The 19682-nt window shown below is 38.8% G+C and carries 20 protein-coding genes; 3 read left to right on the top strand and 17 right to left on the bottom strand.

Annotated elements, in window-relative coordinates:
• Positions 1 to 4 precede the first annotated feature (4 nt).
• Genes FFM62_RS06070 through FFM62_RS06060 form a run of 3 tightly spaced genes read right to left on the bottom strand, consistent with a single transcriptional unit; the run spans position 5 to position 1767 of the window.
• Positions 5 to 733, bottom strand: a complete 729-nt coding sequence (locus FFM62_RS06070; RefSeq protein WP_115471278.1) for a CPBP family intramembrane glutamic endopeptidase — start codon at positions 731 to 733, stop codon at positions 5 to 7.
• A complete protein-coding gene (locus FFM62_RS06065; RefSeq protein WP_075269970.1) occupies positions 720 to 926 on the bottom strand; it encodes a hypothetical protein in 207 nt (68 codons plus the stop codon). Before FFM62_RS06065 ends, FFM62_RS06070 begins: the two co-directional genes overlap by 14 nt.
• Before the next feature lies 1 nt (position 927).
• Positions 928 to 1767: a Cof-type HAD-IIB family hydrolase gene (locus tag FFM62_RS06060; protein WP_115471277.1), complete on the bottom strand. Its 840-nt coding sequence runs from the start codon at positions 1765 to 1767 to the stop codon at positions 928 to 930.
• 179 nt (positions 1768 to 1946) lie between these two features.
• Here FFM62_RS06060 and mscL point away from each other — a divergent pair, with 179 nt between their 5' ends.
• The gene (gene mscL, locus FFM62_RS06055; RefSeq protein WP_115471276.1) at positions 1947 to 2336 is read left to right on the top strand and encodes a large conductance mechanosensitive channel protein MscL; all 390 of its coding nucleotides are present in this window, start codon (positions 1947 to 1949) and stop codon (positions 2334 to 2336) included.
• Between the two features lie 192 nt (positions 2337 to 2528).
• Positions 2529 to 3167, top strand: a complete 639-nt coding sequence (locus tag FFM62_RS06050; RefSeq protein ID WP_075269973.1) for a deoxynucleoside kinase — start codon at positions 2529 to 2531, stop codon at positions 3165 to 3167.
• 104 nt (positions 3168 to 3271) lie between these two features.
• Here the strand turns inward: FFM62_RS06050 and FFM62_RS06045 are convergent, their stop codons facing one another.
• The 8 genes from FFM62_RS06045 to rimM all read right to left on the bottom strand — a co-directional run bounded on the left by FFM62_RS06045 (position 3272) and on the right by rimM (position 10979).
• On the bottom strand, positions 3272 to 4711 hold the full coding sequence (locus tag FFM62_RS06045; RefSeq protein ID WP_165845912.1) for a C40 family peptidase: 1440 nt from the start codon (positions 4709 to 4711) through the stop codon (positions 3272 to 3274).
• A 227-nt stretch (positions 4712 to 4938) separates the two neighbouring features.
• Complete coding sequence (glpK, locus tag FFM62_RS06040) at positions 4939 to 6444, bottom strand: glycerol kinase GlpK (protein ID WP_115471274.1); 1506 nt, start codon at positions 6442 to 6444, stop codon at positions 4939 to 4941.
• A 109-nt stretch (positions 6445 to 6553) separates the two neighbouring features.
• Positions 6554 to 6739, bottom strand: coding sequence for a 2-hydroxymuconate tautomerase (gene thmT, locus FFM62_RS06035; protein ID WP_075269976.1), 186 nt, complete (start codon positions 6737 to 6739; stop codon positions 6554 to 6556).
• Entirely contained in the window at positions 6739 to 7716 is a 978-nt protein-coding gene (locus FFM62_RS06030; protein WP_210727720.1) for a YitT family protein, read from the bottom strand. The genes thmT and FFM62_RS06030 overlap by 1 nt, the downstream gene beginning before the upstream one ends.
• 166 nt (positions 7717 to 7882) lie before the next feature.
• Complete coding sequence (locus FFM62_RS06025) at positions 7883 to 9172, bottom strand: dicarboxylate/amino acid:cation symporter (protein ID WP_115471272.1); 1290 nt, start codon at positions 9170 to 9172, stop codon at positions 7883 to 7885.
• Positions 9173 to 9256: 84 nt separating this feature from the next.
• Positions 9257 to 9613, bottom strand: a complete 357-nt coding sequence (rplS, locus tag FFM62_RS06020) for a 50S ribosomal protein L19 (protein WP_115471271.1) — start codon at positions 9611 to 9613, stop codon at positions 9257 to 9259.
• 120 nt (positions 9614 to 9733) lie between these two features.
• On the bottom strand, positions 9734 to 10471 hold the full coding sequence (gene trmD / locus FFM62_RS06015) for a tRNA (guanosine(37)-N1)-methyltransferase TrmD (protein ID WP_115471270.1): 738 nt from the start codon (positions 10469 to 10471) through the stop codon (positions 9734 to 9736).
• 1 nt (position 10472) lies between these two features.
• Complete coding sequence (rimM, locus tag FFM62_RS06010) at positions 10473 to 10979, bottom strand: ribosome maturation factor RimM (protein ID WP_115471269.1); 507 nt, start codon at positions 10977 to 10979, stop codon at positions 10473 to 10475.
• A gap of 126 nt (positions 10980 to 11105) precedes the next feature.
• Between rimM and FFM62_RS06005 the strand changes: the two genes are divergently transcribed.
• Positions 11106 to 11774 carry a histidine phosphatase family protein gene (locus tag FFM62_RS06005; protein ID WP_115471268.1) on the top strand — a complete coding sequence of 223 codons (669 nt, stop codon included), beginning with the start codon at positions 11106 to 11108 and terminating at the stop codon, positions 11772 to 11774.
• Between the two features lie 103 nt (positions 11775 to 11877).
• Here FFM62_RS06005 and rpsP read toward each other — a convergent pair whose 3' ends face one another.
• From rpsP to rnc, 6 genes are all read right to left on the bottom strand, one after another.
• On the bottom strand, positions 11878 to 12150 hold the full coding sequence (gene rpsP / locus FFM62_RS06000) for a 30S ribosomal protein S16 (RefSeq protein ID WP_115471267.1): 273 nt from the start codon (positions 12148 to 12150) through the stop codon (positions 11878 to 11880).
• Between the two features lie 91 nt (positions 12151 to 12241).
• Entirely contained in the window at positions 12242 to 13699 is a 1458-nt protein-coding gene (gene ffh, locus FFM62_RS05995) for a signal recognition particle protein (protein WP_115471266.1), read from the bottom strand.
• A 4-nt stretch (positions 13700 to 13703) separates the two neighbouring features.
• Positions 13704 to 14045 (bottom strand): putative DNA-binding protein, encoded by a 342-nt coding sequence (locus FFM62_RS05990; protein ID WP_115471265.1) that lies wholly within the window; start codon positions 14043 to 14045, stop codon positions 13704 to 13706.
• Positions 14045 to 15205, bottom strand: coding sequence for a signal recognition particle-docking protein FtsY (gene ftsY, locus FFM62_RS05985; protein WP_115471264.1), 1161 nt, complete (start codon positions 15203 to 15205; stop codon positions 14045 to 14047). Before ftsY ends, FFM62_RS05990 begins: the two co-directional genes overlap by 1 nt.
• 16 nt (positions 15206 to 15221) lie before the next feature.
• Complete coding sequence (smc, locus tag FFM62_RS05980) at positions 15222 to 18776, bottom strand: chromosome segregation protein SMC (protein WP_115471263.1); 3555 nt, start codon at positions 18774 to 18776, stop codon at positions 15222 to 15224.
• 9 nt (positions 18777 to 18785) lie between these two features.
• The gene (gene rnc / locus FFM62_RS05975) at positions 18786 to 19484 is read right to left on the bottom strand and encodes a ribonuclease III (RefSeq protein ID WP_075269987.1); all 699 of its coding nucleotides are present in this window, start codon (positions 19482 to 19484) and stop codon (positions 18786 to 18788) included.
• Positions 19485 to 19682 lie beyond the last annotated feature (198 nt).

The following is a 19682-nucleotide window of genomic DNA, read 5'->3' as shown; positions in this document are numbered from 1 at the left end:
TTTATTATGAACCAAATGCCATGCTAATTAAGCTAAGAGCGGCAATCCCATTGTTCAACATGTGTGTAGCTATTGAATACTGAATTTGCTTGGTCTTCTTATAAACAACTGCCAACGATATCCCCATTAATGAATATTGAATAAGAGCAAAAATTTGGAAATCTTGATAAACGTGGAAGTAACCAAATAAAACACCCGAAATAATAACATTAAACCACCAAGGTCCTTCTTTAAAAAAGTAGTTCAAAATTATGCCACGAAAAATTAGTTCTTCGACCGACGGTGCAACAAAGACGGCCAGGACAACAACAAAAACAAGTGCTGCGCCCCCTTTTTTAGCCATTTCCTCTAGTGCGACTTGATTACTAGCGGTCATCTTTTGATGAGAAAAAACATACTGTAAGGCGACTGTTACCATACCAGCCCCAAGAATCATGGCATAACCATAGCCAACCCAAGCTAGTTTGTCTCCACGAAACGGGTGTAAGCTTGTCTTGGGAGCCTTTCTTTTGACTGCATAAGATAATATCCAGACTGTTATCGCTGTTAATATAGCGGCAACAATTAACATCACCGCAATACCAATGGGATGATTTTTATCAACACCTAGCCAATTTACGATTCCCACTTTACTGTAAGTACTACCTAACTGAATAACAAAATCTAAAATAATCCCAACAACTACCCAAATGATTCCAGTTATCAAGCTGCCGACTTGATTAATCTTTTTCATGTTCATCCTCCTGATTTTTTGGTTGCAGCGCTAATGATAACACTGTTATCAAAATCGTGAATAGGACAAACAATACAAACAAGGCGACACCAATCACCCATGTTGGCCAATTTGCTATTTTTGCAAACCAGACAAAACCAATAAAAACAATAACAACGATAAAACTCGCACCAATTTGAATTGCAAAACGCATACTAGTCTTCACCTACCAATACAAATTGATCTAATATCTCGGCAATCGCACCTTCATTATTCGTGCGTTGCGTTACAAAATCTGCAGCTGCTTTAACTGATGTAATCCCATTAGCAACACTAACACCTAATCCTACGGCGTTAATCATCTTTAAATCATTATTATTATCACCAGCAGCCATTATTTCAGAAGGCTTGATATCTAGTCTCTTACCTAATAATAATGAAGCACTCCCCTTATCAACGCCTTGCAAGTTAAACTCAACATAACGTCCTGATGAATACGTTGCTTCAACACTGTCACTGCCTACTTTCTCAAGAACAGCATCATGTATTTGTTTTTGAATGGTAGCATCCTCATTTTCAAAAATCACTTTCATAATTGGCTGTTCATCATTTAAAAATGATAAATCAAGTTGATCGATTGTTTCATATACCACGCCGCGAGTTGCCATATAATGTTTATCTGACTCGTTAAGATCGTAAATAAATAATTTATCCACTGTGTAAATATGAACGTCAATTTGGTTGCTCAAATATCCCGCAGCAACTATCTGCTTTGCTAGGGATACTGGCATATCTTGCGTGGCTATGACACGATTACCATGATTTTCAACAATTGCAGCGCCATTATATGAAATAACATACTGGTCTGCTTGATCAAATAATCCTAACTTTTTTAACATATTTTGGACAGATTTAAATGATCGACCGGTATTAGGAACAAACTTAAATCCTTTTGCCATTGCTTGCTTAATTGCGCGTACATTTTCTTTGTGAATGGTACCATCATCATTTAGAAACGTTTCATCTAAATCGGATACCAACATCTTATAACTCATTAACTACTCCCTCTATGTCACATATTTTCTTTATTCTACCAGAAAAAATTAATTTGCTTGTAACGATATTTAATATAAAAAGAGATAATTAAAAAAATTCTAGTATCTTGCACATTTATTTTGACTTGAATAGAACACTGTGACATATTTATTAGTAGGTTAATAAAAGGAGACATTTTATGCGTAATTTTATAAATGAATTTAAAGACTTTATCATGCGTGGTAACGTTTTGGACTTGGCCGTTGCCTTTATTATGGGTGCTGCTTTCCAAACAGTTGTGACTTCAGTCGTTGATGATCTAGTTATGCCCTTAATTGGTATTATTACTGGCTCAATCTCATTTTCAACGATTGTTTGGCATGTCGGTTCAGCTAATATCAAGATTGGATCATTCATTGGTACATTGATTACATTCTTATTGACGAGTTTCGCCATCTTCTTGATCTTGAAGTCTATCCGCAAAGCACAATCACTAGCTAAAAAAGACGAAGACGAAGAGGAAGAAGAAGAAACTGAATTGGTTGTTCTTCAAGAAATTCGTGACGCATTAGCAGAAAAGAAAGACTAATTTTTTATTTTCAAACGGGAACGCCCTTGATATATAGGCATTTGTCTATGAAAGGACGTTCTTTTTATTTTGTCAAGATGTTGAATTTATTTATTATATTGGCTAATATAGTTATCAGCTGATAAGCTCACTCATGTACTTTATAAGATGAGTATTTAGAGAAAATATAATCCTGAAGGAAGAAGGACTACCATGGTGATTATCACAGCTGGTATGATCGGTGTCGGGAAAACCACACTAACTGATTTGATTGCAAAACATCTTAATACACAGGCCTTTTTTGAGCCTGTAGGTGAAAATCCTGTGTTGCCTCTTTATTATGCAGATCCAAAACAATATGGATTTTTACTACAAATTTACTTTTTGAACAAGCGTTTCGCAATGATCAAGAAAGCTTTATCGGATGATAATAATGTCTTAGATCGTTCTATTTACGAAGATGCGCTGTTCACCCAAGAAAATCATCGTGAAGGTAACATCTCTGATGCTGAGTTAAATGTTTATATGACATTACTTAAAAACATGATGGATGAAATCCAAACGATGAAAAAAGGTCGTCCAGACTTAATGGTATTTGCTGATGCCGATTTTGACACCATCCTTTACCGTATTAAAAAACGCGGTCGCGATTATGAGCAATTTGAAGACAATGCTGATTTACGACAGTACTACTTTAAGATGTGGTCAGCCTATCAGAAATGGTATGCAGATTATGATGCTTCACCAAAAATGAAAATTGATTTGCAAAAATATGATCTTGAAAATAAAGACAGTCAAAAAATTGTTTTACAACAAATTGATGACCGTCTAAAAGAATTAGAAACTGTTTAATTGATTACACAAAAGTAAGTGAAACTATAAATTTAAGGGACGTTAATCTACCAAGTTAAATTGGTTAGATTAACGTCCCTTTTAATCTCTAACGTACTTTTTACTTAATGAAAACTATATGCCCCAACAAAATCAGGTAAGACATCTGTATCCGCTATGTTAGCAACTTGAACCTGTTGCCCAGGCTCAGAAGCAATGACATATTGCCCATCACCAACATAAATAGCGACTTGCCAAGTGGCCCCATGACCACCCCAGAATAATAAATCACCTGGCTGTGCTTCAGACAAAATATCTGACTCACTTTGGACATCTTGTGTTGCAACATAGGCCTCTTCAGCGACCGTATATGCTGGAATTGAAACGCCAGCCGTCCGATATGCTTTTGCCACTAATCCTGAACAATCTAATCCAGCAGCAGTCTTACCACCCCACACATAAGGAATATTTTGTGAGGTATATTTTAACGCTGCCGAAACAATATCATTTCTTTGGGTCTGTGTTAATGTGTCAGTTTCAACATTCCGCGCACTCAACGTCTGTTCATTTGATGAACTAGAATCTTTAGTTACCGTATCTGCACTACTTTGCTTAGCTGGTAAGGCATCTAGCACAACATCACCATTAGACATCACCTGGCTGCCGCTTGTCGTTGTCTCATGACTTTGTTGATTCTCTATTGGTGCACTTTCCAAGGATTGTACATCGGCTTGCATATCCGATTGCAAAGTTGCTGAAGTCGTATCTGCAGTGAAATCACGCACAGATTGTGGTACTAGTTCAGTATCAGTATAAGCTGACTGTGTCTGTGCATCGTCAACTACCGTTGTATCCGCTCCGTACGTTGCTGTATCCGCTGTTGCGTCATACTGTGTGTCATAATTAGCCGTTTGGGAAACATCATCTGTGCCAGCGGTTGGCACAGAGATTGACTGCCCAATTTGTAACATACTAGTATCAGCATCTGGATTAGCCGCTTGTAAATCAGCAATTGAAATTCCGGTAGCAGCTGCTACTTTTGCTAATGTATCACCGTCTTTAATCGTATAAACGCTCGTTGCGTCCGACTGTGTACTATCACTATTTGCTTCAGAAACCACAGCATCTTCAGCTGGTGTCGTTGAAGCATCGGTTTCTGTTGTATCCGTTGTTGAATCATCATAATATGACGATGTTGTCTCATCTGCTTGACTAGAGGTGACTAGCGCTTCTGTCATTGCTTCAGATGCTACATTGTCCACATCAGTTGTCGTTTTCTTATCAGCATGCTTGGTCGTATCCGTAAAGGTCGCAATTGCTGATTTTTTTGATCCCTTTTCTCGAAGAACATCCGACTTCGTTGTCACTTTACCGTGATTCTGTCCAGATGCCACTTCTTGAATAAAATTCGTCACACTCTGAAATTGCGTCACATGTTCCGAATCAGGGGCTAAGTTCACAGCGCCCCTGACCGCAGCTTGTACATCTGGAACTTGTGTGGTTGCCACAACACCCAGTGCACCAACAAGACCAGTTGTAATCACCTTTTTTGAAACCTGTACCATAGGCATAACTCCTCTCAAATCCTAATCGTTAAACCCAGGTTTAAATACACAGACACCAGCTTATATTTAAACTTTATTTAACATCTATATCATACCTTAATTTTCCTTAAATTTTTAGGGGAAACTTTGTTCGCCTTTATTATAACCAAAAAAGAGACATCAATCTAGCTATCTTGGCACAGTAAATCAATGTCTCTTAAACTTTTTGTATTTTCGTTTAACTCATATTAATCTGTCGGAAAAAGTCGTGTCGCTTCCACTGCACGTTGCCAGCCCTTATAAGCATGTTGCACTTGAGTTTGGCGTTCGGCAATAGGTTCTTTTAGCTGTAGATGGTTAGACACTGGTAAACTAGCTATATCTTCCCAGAAACCAACACCTAAACCAGCTAGATATGCTGCACCTAATGCAGTTGTCTCCAATTGCTCAGGTCGCTTAACCACTGTATTGATTAAGTCAGCTTGGAATTGGTGCAAGTAATCATTTGCAGCAGCCCCACCATCAATAACCAGATTTGTTATATCAATATTTGTATCGTCCTGCATAGCGTCTAATACATCTCGCGTTTGGTATGCAATTGATTCCAATGTGGCTCTCACAAGGTCTTCCTTAGTTGTCGCACGAGTTAGTCCAAACATAGCTCCGCGTGCATTCTGATCCCAATAAGGTGCCCCTAACCCAGCAAAAGCAGGCACTAAGTAAATCGGATCAACATGTTGTTCACGGGCAATTTCAGCCAATGCTGCGGTTTCTTTGGCACTCTTAACTAGTTGTAACCCATCACGTAACCACTGAATAGCCGCCCCCGCTATAAAGACAGAGCCTTCCAGGGCGTAAGTTACTTGTCCATTAATACTGTAGGCGATTGTCGATAGCAATCCATTAGTTGACGTTGCAATTTCTTGACCTGTATTCATCACAATAAATGAACCTGTGCCATATGTATTCTTAACATCCCCTTGCTGAAATGCTTGATGACCAATCAATGCTGACTGTTGATCACCTGCAATTCCTGCAATCGGTACTTGAATACCAAAGAAAGCATATTCGGCGGTATAACCAAATATCCCTGAGGAATCGCGAACTTCAGGCAACATCGTGACGGGAATATTGAATTTCTCGAGTAAATCTTGATCCCACTCTTTTAAATGTATGTTAAATAACATTGTACGCGATGCATTTGAATAGTCAGTCGCATGAACATGCCCATTAGTTAGTTTGTATAACAACCATGAGTCAACTGTCCCAAATAACAAATCGCCTTTTTCAGCACGTTCTCGTGCACCAGGTACGTTATCTAACAGCCACATAATTTTTGTCGCTGAGAAATAGGCATCGACCCATAATCCTGTCTTCTGATAAATGTAGTCCGTCAATCCTTCAGCTTTTAACTCTTCAGCAATTTCAACGCTTTGTTTTGATTGCCAAACAACTGCTGGTGCAATTGGTTCACCTGTTAAACGATCCCAAATAACCGTTGTTTCACGTTGATTGGTTAATCCAATCCCCGCAATTTTATACGGCGGTATATTAGCTTTAATGACAACCTCAGCCATTACTTGGCGGGCATCTTCCCAAATACCATTCGCATCATGTTCTACCCAACCCGGATTATTAAAAATCTGGGGTAACTCTTTTTGCGCCGTGGCAACTACTTGCCCGTCTTTATCAAACAACATTGCTCGTGTACTTGTTGTACCTTGATCGAGCGCCAATATATATTGATCAGCCATTTATCTCTATAGCTCCTACTTTTATTTTTCAATAACCAATAATTGATTATGCCCCTCATGACAAAAAAAGATGAAACACATAACGTGCTTCATCTTCCATTGTACGAAATTATTTCTCAGAACGCAAAACGCCGCCATCCATGAAACGATCGGGTTGCATTTCGTTAACAACCACTTTAACATTTTCACGAGGCACACCAATGTGTTTCTCAAGAGCTGTTGTGACATCCGTCATCATCGCTTTTAACTGCTCATCACTACGTCCTGCAACCAAATCAATATGAACTAATGGCATTATATACGTCCCTCATTATCTTTCTTAGTGTCTGCATCAATTTTATCAGCTTCTTCACTGATATTCAACGCATCCGTAATCTGTGCCTTAGCAACCGTGCGCTCACGCCTAATTTGCGACTGTAGGTCTTCATTCCAAAAGTTATTAGAAACTTCAACAGTACTAACAATATTCACAAATGCATCGACATCCACAGATTTAATCAAATTTTGCATTTCTGTCAGCTCATAACGTGATAGAACCATCATTAGTGTTGTATTAGGTTCTTGCGTAAATGCACCACGGGAAGGCATAACCGTAATCCCACGAACCAATGCTTCCTGTAAGGCTTTGATGACCTCATCCGGATGACTGGTAACGATAAACGCTGTTAACTTTTGATGACGTGTATGAATAGCATCTACGGCAACAGATGTGGCATAAATACCAATAATCGTATACATCGCATTTTGCCAACCAATAAAGGCACCAGCAACGATGACAATGAAACCATTAATAAACATATTAATCGAGCCAATTGATTTCCCGGTTGTCTTTTGGACAATCATGGCGACAATATCCATACCACCGGTAGAAAAGCCCATTTTAAATGTTAAACCAATTGAAATACCTAATAATAGGCCACCAAACAAACCTGCCAAAATTGGCTCTTGGGACACCAAAGAAGATTTAGGTAATACAATTTGCATAAACGAAGCAGCAAAATTATTTAAAAATGATAAAATTGTAAACTTACGTCCTGCAAAAATCCAACCAGCAATCGCTAGTGGGATATTTGACCCCATAATAATTGCCCCAACTTCAATATGTATCCCAACTACTGAATCAAAAAACAAACTAATTAGTTGTGCCACACCATTGAAACCACCTGAAAAGATGTTGTTTGGGATGAAAAAACTATTCATTGAAATGGCTACAAGAACGGCTGCTAAAACAAATACAATCGTCTTCATACCATATTCACGTACACGTACCATTGTCACAACATCTCCCTCCTATCTTAAACAAAAATCATTTATCCATTATCACACAAAAAAAGGCATTATTCCATACACAAAGCCCATTTATCGCAGTTTTTTAACTTATAAACAAAACAACAGCTAGATATAACCGAGATGGCTATATCTAGCTGTTGTTGCTTTGTTAATCGTTAAAGCTTGCTAAATATTTAACATTTTTCTCTTCGTCAAAGTCCTTTTCAGACTTACCGATGACAATTGATGCCGTTGAATTTCCAACAACATTAACTGCCGTACGTCCCATATCGATCAAACGATCAACACCGGCAATAAAGGCTAATCCTGAAGGCGGTACACCGATTGATGATACCGTGGCCAAAAGTACAACGAACGATGCCCCTGGCACACCAGCCATTCCCTTTGAGGTAATCATTAGGACAACCAATAAGGTCAACTGTTGGACCAATGACAAATGAATATTATAGGCCTGTGCCATAAATAACGCACCAATTGCTTGGTATATAGCGGAACCATCAAGATTAAATGTATAACCTGTTGGAACAACAAAGGAAACAATTCCTTGACTGACTCCGAACTTTTCCATCTTTGACACAATTCTTGGTAATGTTGCTTCTGAAGATGCGGTTGTAAAGGCTAAGATAATTTCATCACGCAATACCTTAAATAAGGTAAATACACGAACATTATAAATTTTCAACACGATACCTAGAATAACAACCATAAAGAAAATCATCGTCAGGTAAGAAACAAATATGAAGTATCCTAGTGACTCCAATGACTTTAGTCCCATTTGGGCAACTGTTGCACCAATCAAAGCACCAACACCAATAGGTGCTAATTGCATGACCCAATTTGTAACTTTAAACATGACCTCTGCCACTGCATCAAAAAGATCTATAATAATCTGCCCTTTTTGTCCAATTGCTGCAGTTCCTAGACCGAAGAATACCGAGAATAAGATAACTTGTAGCATGTTACTCTCTGATAATGATGCAAAGAAATTGGTTGGTACGATATCCATTATCGTTGCCCAAATACCACCATCGCTGGCTGATTTTGCCGTCGACAAGTAATTACTAATATTGGTTGCTTGCAAGTTGTGCACATTGACATTGGCCCCTGGTTCGAAAACGTTTCCTGCAATCATTCCTAATATAATTGCAATCGTTGATAGTATTTCAAAGTAAATCAACGTCTTCAATCCGACACGACCTAATTTACGGATATCACCCATCTTTGCAATACCCACTGTTAAACTAGATACCACGATTGGCAACACAATCATTTGAATTAGCCCAATAAACATTGTTCCAATATTTTGCATTGCAGTGATAGCCGTCTTATTCTTAAAGAAGATAACCCCCAGAATAATACCTACAATTAAGCCAATAACAATTCGCCAACCTAAACCAATACTACGTTTTTCTCTCTTAGTTTTTCTACCAACACTCACAAACTTAACCCCTCTAACGTATCATCTTATCTGCAAAAAAAGCCAACCCACAGAGGTTGGCTTTTTACTAATAGTTTACCCTTATTAGTTGCGGCGTGCTTCTGGAATACGAGCAGCCTTTCCGTGCAATGCACGCAAGTAATACAACTTGGCACGACGTACACGTCCATGACGAATTACTTCAATTTTGTCAACACGTGGTGAGTGCAATGGGAATGTACGTTCCACACCAACACCACTTGAAATCTTACGAACAGTGTAAGTAGCTTGGATACCAGTACCCTTACGCTTGATAACAACACCCTCAAAAATTTGGATACGTTCGCGTGAACCTTCGACGATACGTGCGTGAACACGAACTGAATCTCCGGCACGGAACTCTGGGATATCTGTACGTAATTGGTCAGCAACCAACTTCTCTAACAAAGCGTTTTGACGCATAATTAAATCTCCTCTTCGACAATCATTGCACCACTCGGCCAGCGGATTATCGGGTTTTATTTTGTGCTATAAGCACTGATTAAAATAATACCACATTAATAATCTGTTAACAAGCAATGGCTAGTTGATTTGTTCTTCTTGTTTGATTTCCTTTAGCAATTTTTGATCTGCCGGCGTTAATTCATAATCAGCCAGCAAGTCTGGTCGTCGTTGATAGGTACGACGTAACGCCTCTTTATGCTTCCATTTTGCAATATTAGCATGGTGACCAGATAGTAGAACATCTGGCACTTTCAAGCCCCTAAAATCAGCTGGCCGTGTGTATTGTGGATATTCAAGTAAGCCAGTCGAAAATGATTCATCAACAGCAGAACGTTCATCCCCAAGAGCCTCATCTAATAGACGTACTGTGGCATCAACCACAGTCATCGCCCCTAGTTCACCACCAGTTAATACAAAATCTCCCAGGGAAATTTCATCATCAACTAACGTCCGGATACGTTCATCGTAACCTTCATAATGACCCGCGATAATCGTCAGATGATCTTCTTGCGCAAGTTCCTCGGCAATGGATTGATTGAAAGTCTTACCAGCTGGATCCATCAAAATAACGCGACCACGGCTGCCAGCTTGCTTTTCTACGGCATCCATCGCGTCAAATAATGGCTGTGGCATTAAAAGCATGCCTTGTCCACCACCATAAATTTCATCATCAACCTTATTATGTTTATTTTCTGTATAATCTCTAAAATCAGTCACATTAAAATCAACCAAGCCCCGTTCAACTGTTTTACCAATAATAGATTCTCGCATTGGCGCAAACATATTTGGGAATAGGCTTAATACATCAATTCGCATTTTAAATTTCCTCTAACAAATTTACTTTGGCAGTACCGCCATCTAAATCAATGTCGGTAACAACATCCGCAATAAATGGCAAGAATAAGTCTTCCTTACCCCGCGCACGAACAACCCAGACATCATTTGCTGGCAATGGCATGATTTCACTCACCTGACCAAGGCTTTCATTGGTTGCATTATCAATAACACTCAAGCCAATAATTTCATGATAATAATACTCATTATCAGGCAAGCCCTGTTGCAACTCGTCAGTCACAAAAACCTCGCACTCTTTGTATTGCTCAACGTCATTAATATTTGCCATATCGACGAAGCTAACCAGCATAAACTGTTTATGCTGACGTGCTGTCGCAATTTTTACTGTTACATTACCTTGTTGTGCTTGAATAACCAAACTTTGGTTCTTTTTAAAGCGTTCTGCAGGAAAATCTGTCGTTGGCACAATGCGTACTTCACCACGAATACCGTGCGTATTAACAATTTTACCTACTTTATAAAGTGCCATGTTCTCTTCCTTTTCAATAGTCATATTAATTGTAGTATACCAGTAAAAGAAAACTAACTGAATAGGAAATCTTGAGAATTATCTGATAAAATCTAACTAACAACGGCATTTTAAGGAGAGTAATCAATGAGTATCAACCTTTATATCGTCAGGCACGGTGAAACGTACATCAATAAATACAATCGTATTCAAGGCTGGACTAATGCCCCACTTACCGAAAAAGGCATCCAAGATGGCCAAGCCGCCGGTGAGCGCCTACAACACATCATATTTGATCGCGCCTATTCTTCTGACTTGGAACGTGCGGTAACAACGGCGCAAATGGTTTTAGAACAAAATAATCATACTGATGCCTCATTATTACAATCCTTACCTGAATTAAGAGAGCAATTTTTTGGTTATTTTGACGGTATTTCTAACAACGTTGCGGCGCAAGCAATTGCCAAAAAACGTGGGTTATCCACGACAACGACGTTTGCCCAGTTAACTCGTCAACTTGGTCCATTCAAAATAATAAACGCCATTCATGAGGCCGACCCGACCGGGGATGCCGAAACAGCTGTTATATTTTGGCAACGACTGATGAATGGCTTTAAGCAAATTGCTGCCGAAAGCCCTGAAAATGCAAACGTACTTTTAGTTTCACACGGCAGATTATTGAGTACGTTAGGTCAACACTTTGCACAACTTGATGGTGACCATGCGGAACCCGATAATGGTGCGGTCAGTCTTTGGCAACTAACTGGTGATCATTTAACATTGCGCGTCTTTAATGACTTAGAAACTATCTGGTAAATACGCAAAATAAAAGGGTTTTGAATGACAATTAAAACATACTAATAGTTAAAAGGCACAAAAAAAGGAATCCAAAAATGGATTCCTTTTTTAATGTATCAAATTACTTTGAATACTTTGCATCATGGTACTTTGTCATAATGCCTGCATTTGATAGCAAGTTCTTAACAGTATCTGATGGTTGTGCACCATTGTTCAACCATGATAAAACTAGCTCTTCGTCTAATTTAACTTCTGATGGTTGTACAAGTGGGTTGTAAGTACCTACTGTTTCGATAAAACGACCATCACGTGGTGAACGTGAATCAGCAACAACGATACGGTATACAGGGTGCTTCTTTGAACCCATGCGCTTTAAGCGAATTTTAACTGCCATATTTTAAATAATTCCTCCAATTGTTTTCTACATTTATAACTATAACAGACTTAGCAAATGCTGTAAAGTGATTTTCCTTTACACTTTAAAATTAACGACGCTTTTTCTTATTCTTGCGAATTTTGCGTGCCATTTGTTTCATTGCGATGTCGGCCATCTTACCTTTCATACCGCCACCAGCTCCTGGGAAGCCGGCACCATTAGCACCACCACCCATAGCATTCATCATTTGTTCCATACCAGCCATGTTACCATTCATCACGCCGCTCATCATCTTCTTCATCTGATTAAATTGTTTAACCATACGATTGACTTCGACCACTGGCCGACCAGCTCCTGCTGCTAAACGGCGCTTACGTGATGGATTCAAAACATCGGGATTTTCACGTTCTTCAGGGGTCATAGACATCACAATTGCGCGAATATGTGCCATATCTTTCGGATCAATTTTGGCATTCTTCAAAGCTGGATTATTCGCCATACCTGGAATCATTTTCATAATATCTTCCATTGATCCCATATTTTGCAATTGATCCATCTGATCAATGAAATCATTGAAATCAAACGTATTTGATTTCATCTTTTCCATTGTTTCATTGGCTTGCTTCTCGTCATAATCCTTTTGGGCCTTTTCAATCAAAGTTAATAAGTCACCCATACCAAGAATTCGACTAGCCATCCGGTCTGGATAGAAAATATCCAGATCAGTCATTTTTTCTCCTTGACCAACGAACTTAATTGGCTTACCAGTCACCGCACGAATTGACAAGGCAGCTCCACCACGGGTGTCACCATCCAACTTCGTCAAAACAACACCAGTAATATCAAGGCGATTATTAAATCCTTCAGCGGTCTCTACCGCGTTCTGACCAGTCATCGCATCGACAACCAACATGATTTCATCAGGTTGCGCAATATCCTTAACATCAGCCAACTCTTGCATCAGTTCTTCGTCAATTTGTAAACGACCAGCCGCATCAATGAAAACATAGTCCGACTTTAACTCAGCCGCTTTTTCCATTCCTGCTTTAACAATGTCACGTGGATTAACATCCGTCCCCATATCAAATACGGGCACATCAATTTGTTCACCTAATGACTTTAATTGATCAATGGCAGCTGGACGATAAACGTCGGCTGCAATCATTAATGGTCGTGCATTTTGTTCATTTTTTAATTTCAGTGCTAACTTACCAGCTGTCGTCGTTTTACCAGCACCTTGTAAACCAACCATCATAATCACTGTTGGTATCTTAGGCGACTTATTAAGTTCTACGGCTGACTCACCCATCATTGCCGTCAACTCATCATTAACAATTGAGACAATTTGTTGGGCTGGATTAAGTCCGTCTAAGACTTTAGCACCAGCTGCTTTTTCACGAACACTGCGTACAAAGTCCTTAACAACTTTAAAGTTAACATCGGCTTCCAATAATGCTAGCCGGATTTCACGCATCGTCTCGCGTAAGTCTGCGTCTGTAACTTTCCCTTTACGACGTAAGCCACTCAAGGCTTTCTGTAGTCGATCTGTTAAACCTTCAAAGGCCATTGCTTTACTCCTCTTCTAATGTCAATAATCTCGATGCTAAGCGAATCAAAGCTTCATCATCAGGATAATTTTGTTGAATATAGTCATTCAAGTGGTCAGCTGCTTGTTGTCTATTTTGATAGTCATCGTACAAATGTAATCTGTCTTCATAATTCTCTAACAACTGGGTACTTCTTTTAATATTATCATAAACTGCTTGCCTAGAAACTTGATATTCTTCAGCAATTTCACCCAGAGAATAATCATCCGCATAATATAGTTGCAAATAATTATTTTGCTTTACTGTCAGTAAGGGCTGATAGAAGTCAAACAACATATTAAGCCGCATACTTTTTTCTAGTTCCATTATTTTGACTCCGTTAACAAACTACCGAATAGACTCTTGGCAAAGTCATTTGCCTCAAATGGTTGAATATCCGTAACCTTTTCACCTAATCCAACCCATTTAACTGGTAAGTGCAACTCATTTCGAATTGGTAGCACAATACCACCTTTGGCTGTTCCATCCAACTTTGTTAACACGATACCGGTCACATCCGTTGAATCCTTAAATAGTTTTGCTTGTTGTACAGCATTTTGACCAGTTGTTGCATCTAATGTCAATAATACTTCCTGTGGTTCATTTGGCAATTCACGTGTAATAATGCGCTTCATTTTTGATAATTCTTGCATCAAATTAACATTATTCTGTAAACGACCAGCTGTATCAACAAATAATATATCGGCCTGAGTATCAATAGCCGTTTTAACACCATCAAAAACAACTGACGCCGGATCAGCCTTTGATGATCCAGTCACAACAGGAATATCATTACGCTCACCCCATGCGACTAATTGTTCAGTGGCCCCAGCTCTAAATGTATCGGCAGCCGCCAAAACAACTTTTTTACCGGCCCGCTTATAATAAGCAGATAGTTTCCCAATTGTGGTCGTCTTACCAACACCATTAACACCGACCAACAAAATCACAGTTGGTCCTTCAGGTGCAAAGTGCATTGAGGCATCTTCATTAACTCCCTGGCTACGATATAGATCAACCAGCTTGTCAATAATTACCTCAGAAATTTCTTGCTTACTTTTAGCGTTTTGTAATTTAACTTCATCGCGTAATTCATCTGTTAATTGTAATGCTGTTTGTGCACCAACGTCGGCACCAATTAGTGTTTCTTCTAAGTCGTCAAAGAAGTCTTCATCGACTGAGCGAAAATTGGCCATAAAGGCATTCCAACGTTCAGACCAAGTCTTCTTAGTCTTTTGTAGACCAGTATCTAGTTTTTCACCAGCATCTTCTGTTTCTGTTTCTGTTTCTGTTTCTGTTTCTGTTTCTGTTTCTGTAGTATCGGCCTTGGGCAACTCAATGTCAATTGCTTCCCCAGGTGTTGGTTGTAATATTTCAACAGCGACAACTTTTACTGGTGGCATCCCATTTTCCCAATTACTTGGGTATAAGATTTCAACTTCAACTTGTTTGACTGGCTTCTTTTTAAAAAAATCAAATAATCCCATGATTATTCATATCCCCCTAATTTTCTACCAGTGTTTCATCCAGATCAGTCAAATTAACTGAAACCATGGTTGAGACTCCTGGCTCTTGCATTGTTACACCATAAAGTACATCAGCTTCCGTCATAGTTCCTTTTCGATGAGTGATAACAATAAACTGTGTACGATGGTTTACTTCATGAAGATAATGTGCAAATCTATCCACATTCGCCTCGTCTAACGCAGCTTCAGTTTCATCAAGAATTGCAAACGGCACTGGTCTAACCGCAAGAATTGCAAATAGTAAACTAATTGCGGTTAACGCTTTTTCCCCACCCGATAACAAGCTCATTTGTTGGAACTTTTTTCCAGGTGGTTGCGCCTTAATATCAATGCCAGTGGTTAATAAGTGTTCTGGGTCTGTTAGGACCAATGACGCTTGACCGCCACCAAACATCTTAACAAAGATTTTAGCAAACTGCTCTGCAATCGCATCAAATGTTGATTGGAACCGTGTAATCACTTCCGTATCCATCTCAGACATTGTCTCTTGTAAATTATCTTTAGCCGCAATTAGGTCTTGTTTTTGTTGCGTCAGAAAATCATACCGCTCTTTAACTGTTTGATACTCATCGATAGCATTTAAGTTAACATGACCAATTTCGTCCAAGCCCTGTTTTAACAATTTCAACTTTGTCCTAATTGTCGCAATATCAAGATTTAACATCTCAGATTTTGCAAACTCAAATGACGTATCATAAGTTGTTTCTAACAACTGTTCATTAGTATTAATAGATGATCGGAGTTCACCCAAACGACCATTGTATTGCGAAATACTTGTCAGCATATCACTAACTGTATCTTGGATAATACTTAATTCACTGTTCGTTGTATCATATTGCTCCTGAACTTGCTGTAACTCAAATTTTAGCGTTTCCAAATCCTGTTCGGCGATCATTTTCTGTTGTTGCACATCTTTTAGTTGTTGTGCCAAACGTTTTTGAACATCATTCTTATCTTGCTTCAAATCAGTAATTTGCCGCTGAATGGTTTTAACCTGATCTTGTTCAGCATTTTTCTGCTCAAGTAAGTCTTTTTTTCGAGTAGTCAATGAAGATAACGTTGCCTCAGCTTTAGCAAAAGCTGATTTGAAGTCACTGATTTGCTGATCTGCTTGTGCAATCTCAGACTCCAGGTCTGATCGTTGCCGCAAATAGTCATCCAAATTCTGTTGCAATTTTTGTTGTTGCGCAGACAACTCTGCAATAGACTGTTCGTTCTGATCAACAGATGCTTTCTTGTGCTGAGAATCAGCAGCCAACTGATAGTCATATTGTAACGCAGCTTGTTCCTTTTTGACTTGTTTGAGCGTTGATTTTGCTAATTGTAAATTAGCTTTATTATTTTGCCATTCTTCGTTAGCTGATAACACTCGTGCCTGCTGTTGATTGAATGCTTCTGTAACTTCCTTAAGCTGCTGATCGATTTGTTTAACTTGCTGTTCTAGTGCCAGCGTAGCCTTATGTAATTCAGACTCTTGTTGCGTTAATTGGTCGATCTCAGTTTTTTGAGAAAGTAAACCATTACCATGCTGACGCGTGGCTCCTCCGGTCATTGATCCACCAGCATTCATGATTTGTCCATCCAAAGTAACTAAACGGACACGATGTTTTAATTGCTTAGCCATCTGAATAGCTGCTGACATATCGGTAACAACCACTGTGGTTCCTAATAGGTTCGCAATAATATTTTGATAGGCCGCTGCTGTTGTCACTAAGCTCGATGCAATTCCTACAAATCCAGGTAGGTTCTGGGCCGTTGTTATCTGATAATCAGGTAACTGACGTGCTTTAATTGTCGTTTGTGGCAGAAAAGTAACCCGCCCTAAACGGTGTTTAGCTAAATATTGAATGGCCGTTTTTCCAGCCTGTTCATTTTGAACAACAACATGTTGCAATGCTGATCCTAATGCTGTTTCAATAGCAACCCGGTGTTGATCATCAACCGAAATCAAGTTCGCAACAACATCTTGAATACCTTCAAATTGTTGTTGCGCCTTCATTAAGTTCTTAACACCTTGATAATAACCATCATAATTTTCTGATAAGTGTTGTAACGATTGCAACCGTGTACTTAACCGTTGTTCCTGCTCCATCTTCGTAAACCAAGCTTGTCGCTCAGTATTACGTTGTTGCTCCAACTCTTGGCCTTTTTTCTTAAGTTCTTCAAATGACCTCTGAGCCTCGGTTAATGTTTTCTCTGTCTGATCAACATGTTGATTTTGCTCTTCAACCAAACTGTTCGCCTCAGTTAACCGTTGATCGATTTTCGCTTGACGTTGGCGTAGTCGTAATGATTCTGCATCACTACGTTGGTTTTCTTGAGCTAAATAATTCTGCTCATTTTTAGCACTCGTCAAATCTTGCATAATAGCAACTAAATCATGACGAACTTGCTCAATAGTGGTATTGAGCTTTGCTAATTTAGTTCGCGGATGACTATCAGTTGCTTGCTGGATTGCTTGTTGATACTGCGTATATTTAGCCTGCTGATCCGTTAGCTCTTGTAAACATGTTTGATATGTTTCCTCAAGTGAGGTTAAACGCTCAGTTGCTACTTTTAAACGATTATTTAAGTCAGTCGTTGTTTCAGTTCGATTTTTAAGACGTTCTGACTGCAAATTTTGTTCACCAGTCAATTGTTCAACTTGCTTGATACTTTCTAACAAGACTTCTTGCAATTTTTGTTGTTTTTCATTCAACGCAATTTGTTCTTGCCTAAATTTTTCCAGCTCTTTTTTCTTAGTATGCACAACTTTTTGTTGCGTATCATAGTCATCTTGAACCGTTGTTAATTTGGTCGTTAACTCGTCTTTTTCTTGATACCAATCAAGTAACTCAAGCACAATTCGTGATTGATCCAACTGATCATAAGAGGCTTTGGTTGTTAAATAATCTTCCGCTTTTGCTGATTCTTGCGCCAACGGTTCAACGCGTCCTTGTAATTCATACAAAATATCTGTAATACGTGTTAAATTATCATGGACATCGCCTAGTTCTTTTTCTGCTTTATCTTTATTTTGCTTATATTTATAAACACCCGCAACATCTTCAATAATACTGCGTCGTTCAACTGGCTTTGCGCTAAAAATACTTTCAACACGCCCTTGTGAAATAATAGAAAAGCTTTCACGACCTAGCCCTGAATCCATAAACAATTCATGAATGTCCTTCAGCCGTACCTGCACCCCATTGATTTGATAGTTTGAATCACCATTGCGGTATAACGTTCGTGTGATTGTGATTTCTGAATAATCTGAATTTAAATAATGGTCAGTATTATCAAAAGTTATTGCAACCTCAGCACGATTTAAAGGCGCCCTTTCTGACGTACCGCCAAAAATAACATCGGCCATTTTATCACCGCGTAATCCCTTAGCAGACTGTTCACCCATTACCCAGCGAATTGCTTCAATAATATTTGATTTTCCTGATCCATTGGGGCCGACAACCCCGGTAATACCTGGCATAAATTCAATTTTAGTTCGTTCAGCAAACGACTTAAAACCAGTTATTTCCAAAGTTTTTAATTTCATTTCATAGTCCTAGTTGTTCATTAAAGTTTGGTAAGCTTTTCGGGCAGCCGCTTTTTCGGCATCCTTGGTAGATTTCCCTTCACCAGTTGCTAATGGTTTACCATCAACGGATACTTGTATCGTAAAGACTTGTTCATTATTAGAAATAGCTCGCTCGTCAAGCTTTTCATAAGAAATTTTAACTGTTCCATGTCGTTGCAAAAACTCTTGTAATTTAGATTTATAATCTACAAATTGATCATAGAAACCTTCATCAATCTTGACAAACATAATTTCTTTCAAAAAGTCCATAACAACTTTTTGTCCTTGATCTAAGAACAAAGCACCGATGAATGCTTCCCATAAATCTTCTAACAATGAATCTCGATTTCGGGCCCCAGATAATTCTTCTCCACGACCTAATTGCACATAACGATCTAGATGCAACTCACGTGACAAAGCTGCGAACGCTCTTGTTTGGACCATTGAAATCCTCAACTCTGTCAATCGACCTTCATCCCAGTTTGGAAAACGTTTAAATAAGTAGACCGCCGTGGATTGTTGCATAATAGCGTCTCCTAAAAACTCAAGACGTTGATAATCGCCCCCAGTGTAACCCGGGTGCTCATTGATATAGTTTGCTTGTGTTAGCGCTTCTTCCAACAACTTTAAGTCATTAAAATGAATATGGTGTTCTTTTGCTAAGTCTGCTTGTAATTGTTTAAACATAGTCCTACCTTCTTTTATATATACACCTTTCTATTATACCAGACATTAATTATCTATATTATTTTTTAGTAAAAAAACTGAGATAGAATTTCTTCTACCTGAACTGAACCCCGTAAGTTGGAGTAATTTCCAAAACTTACGGGGTTTTACTATGTTTTCAAAAGAAGTACAAATTGAAGCAGTCACGATGTACCTACA

The organism is Weissella thailandensis (assembly GCF_005405465.1).
GTDB classification, from domain to species: domain Bacteria; phylum Bacillota; class Bacilli; order Lactobacillales; family Lactobacillaceae; genus Weissella; species Weissella thailandensis.
This window is presented reverse-complemented; position numbering and strand designations above follow the sequence as displayed.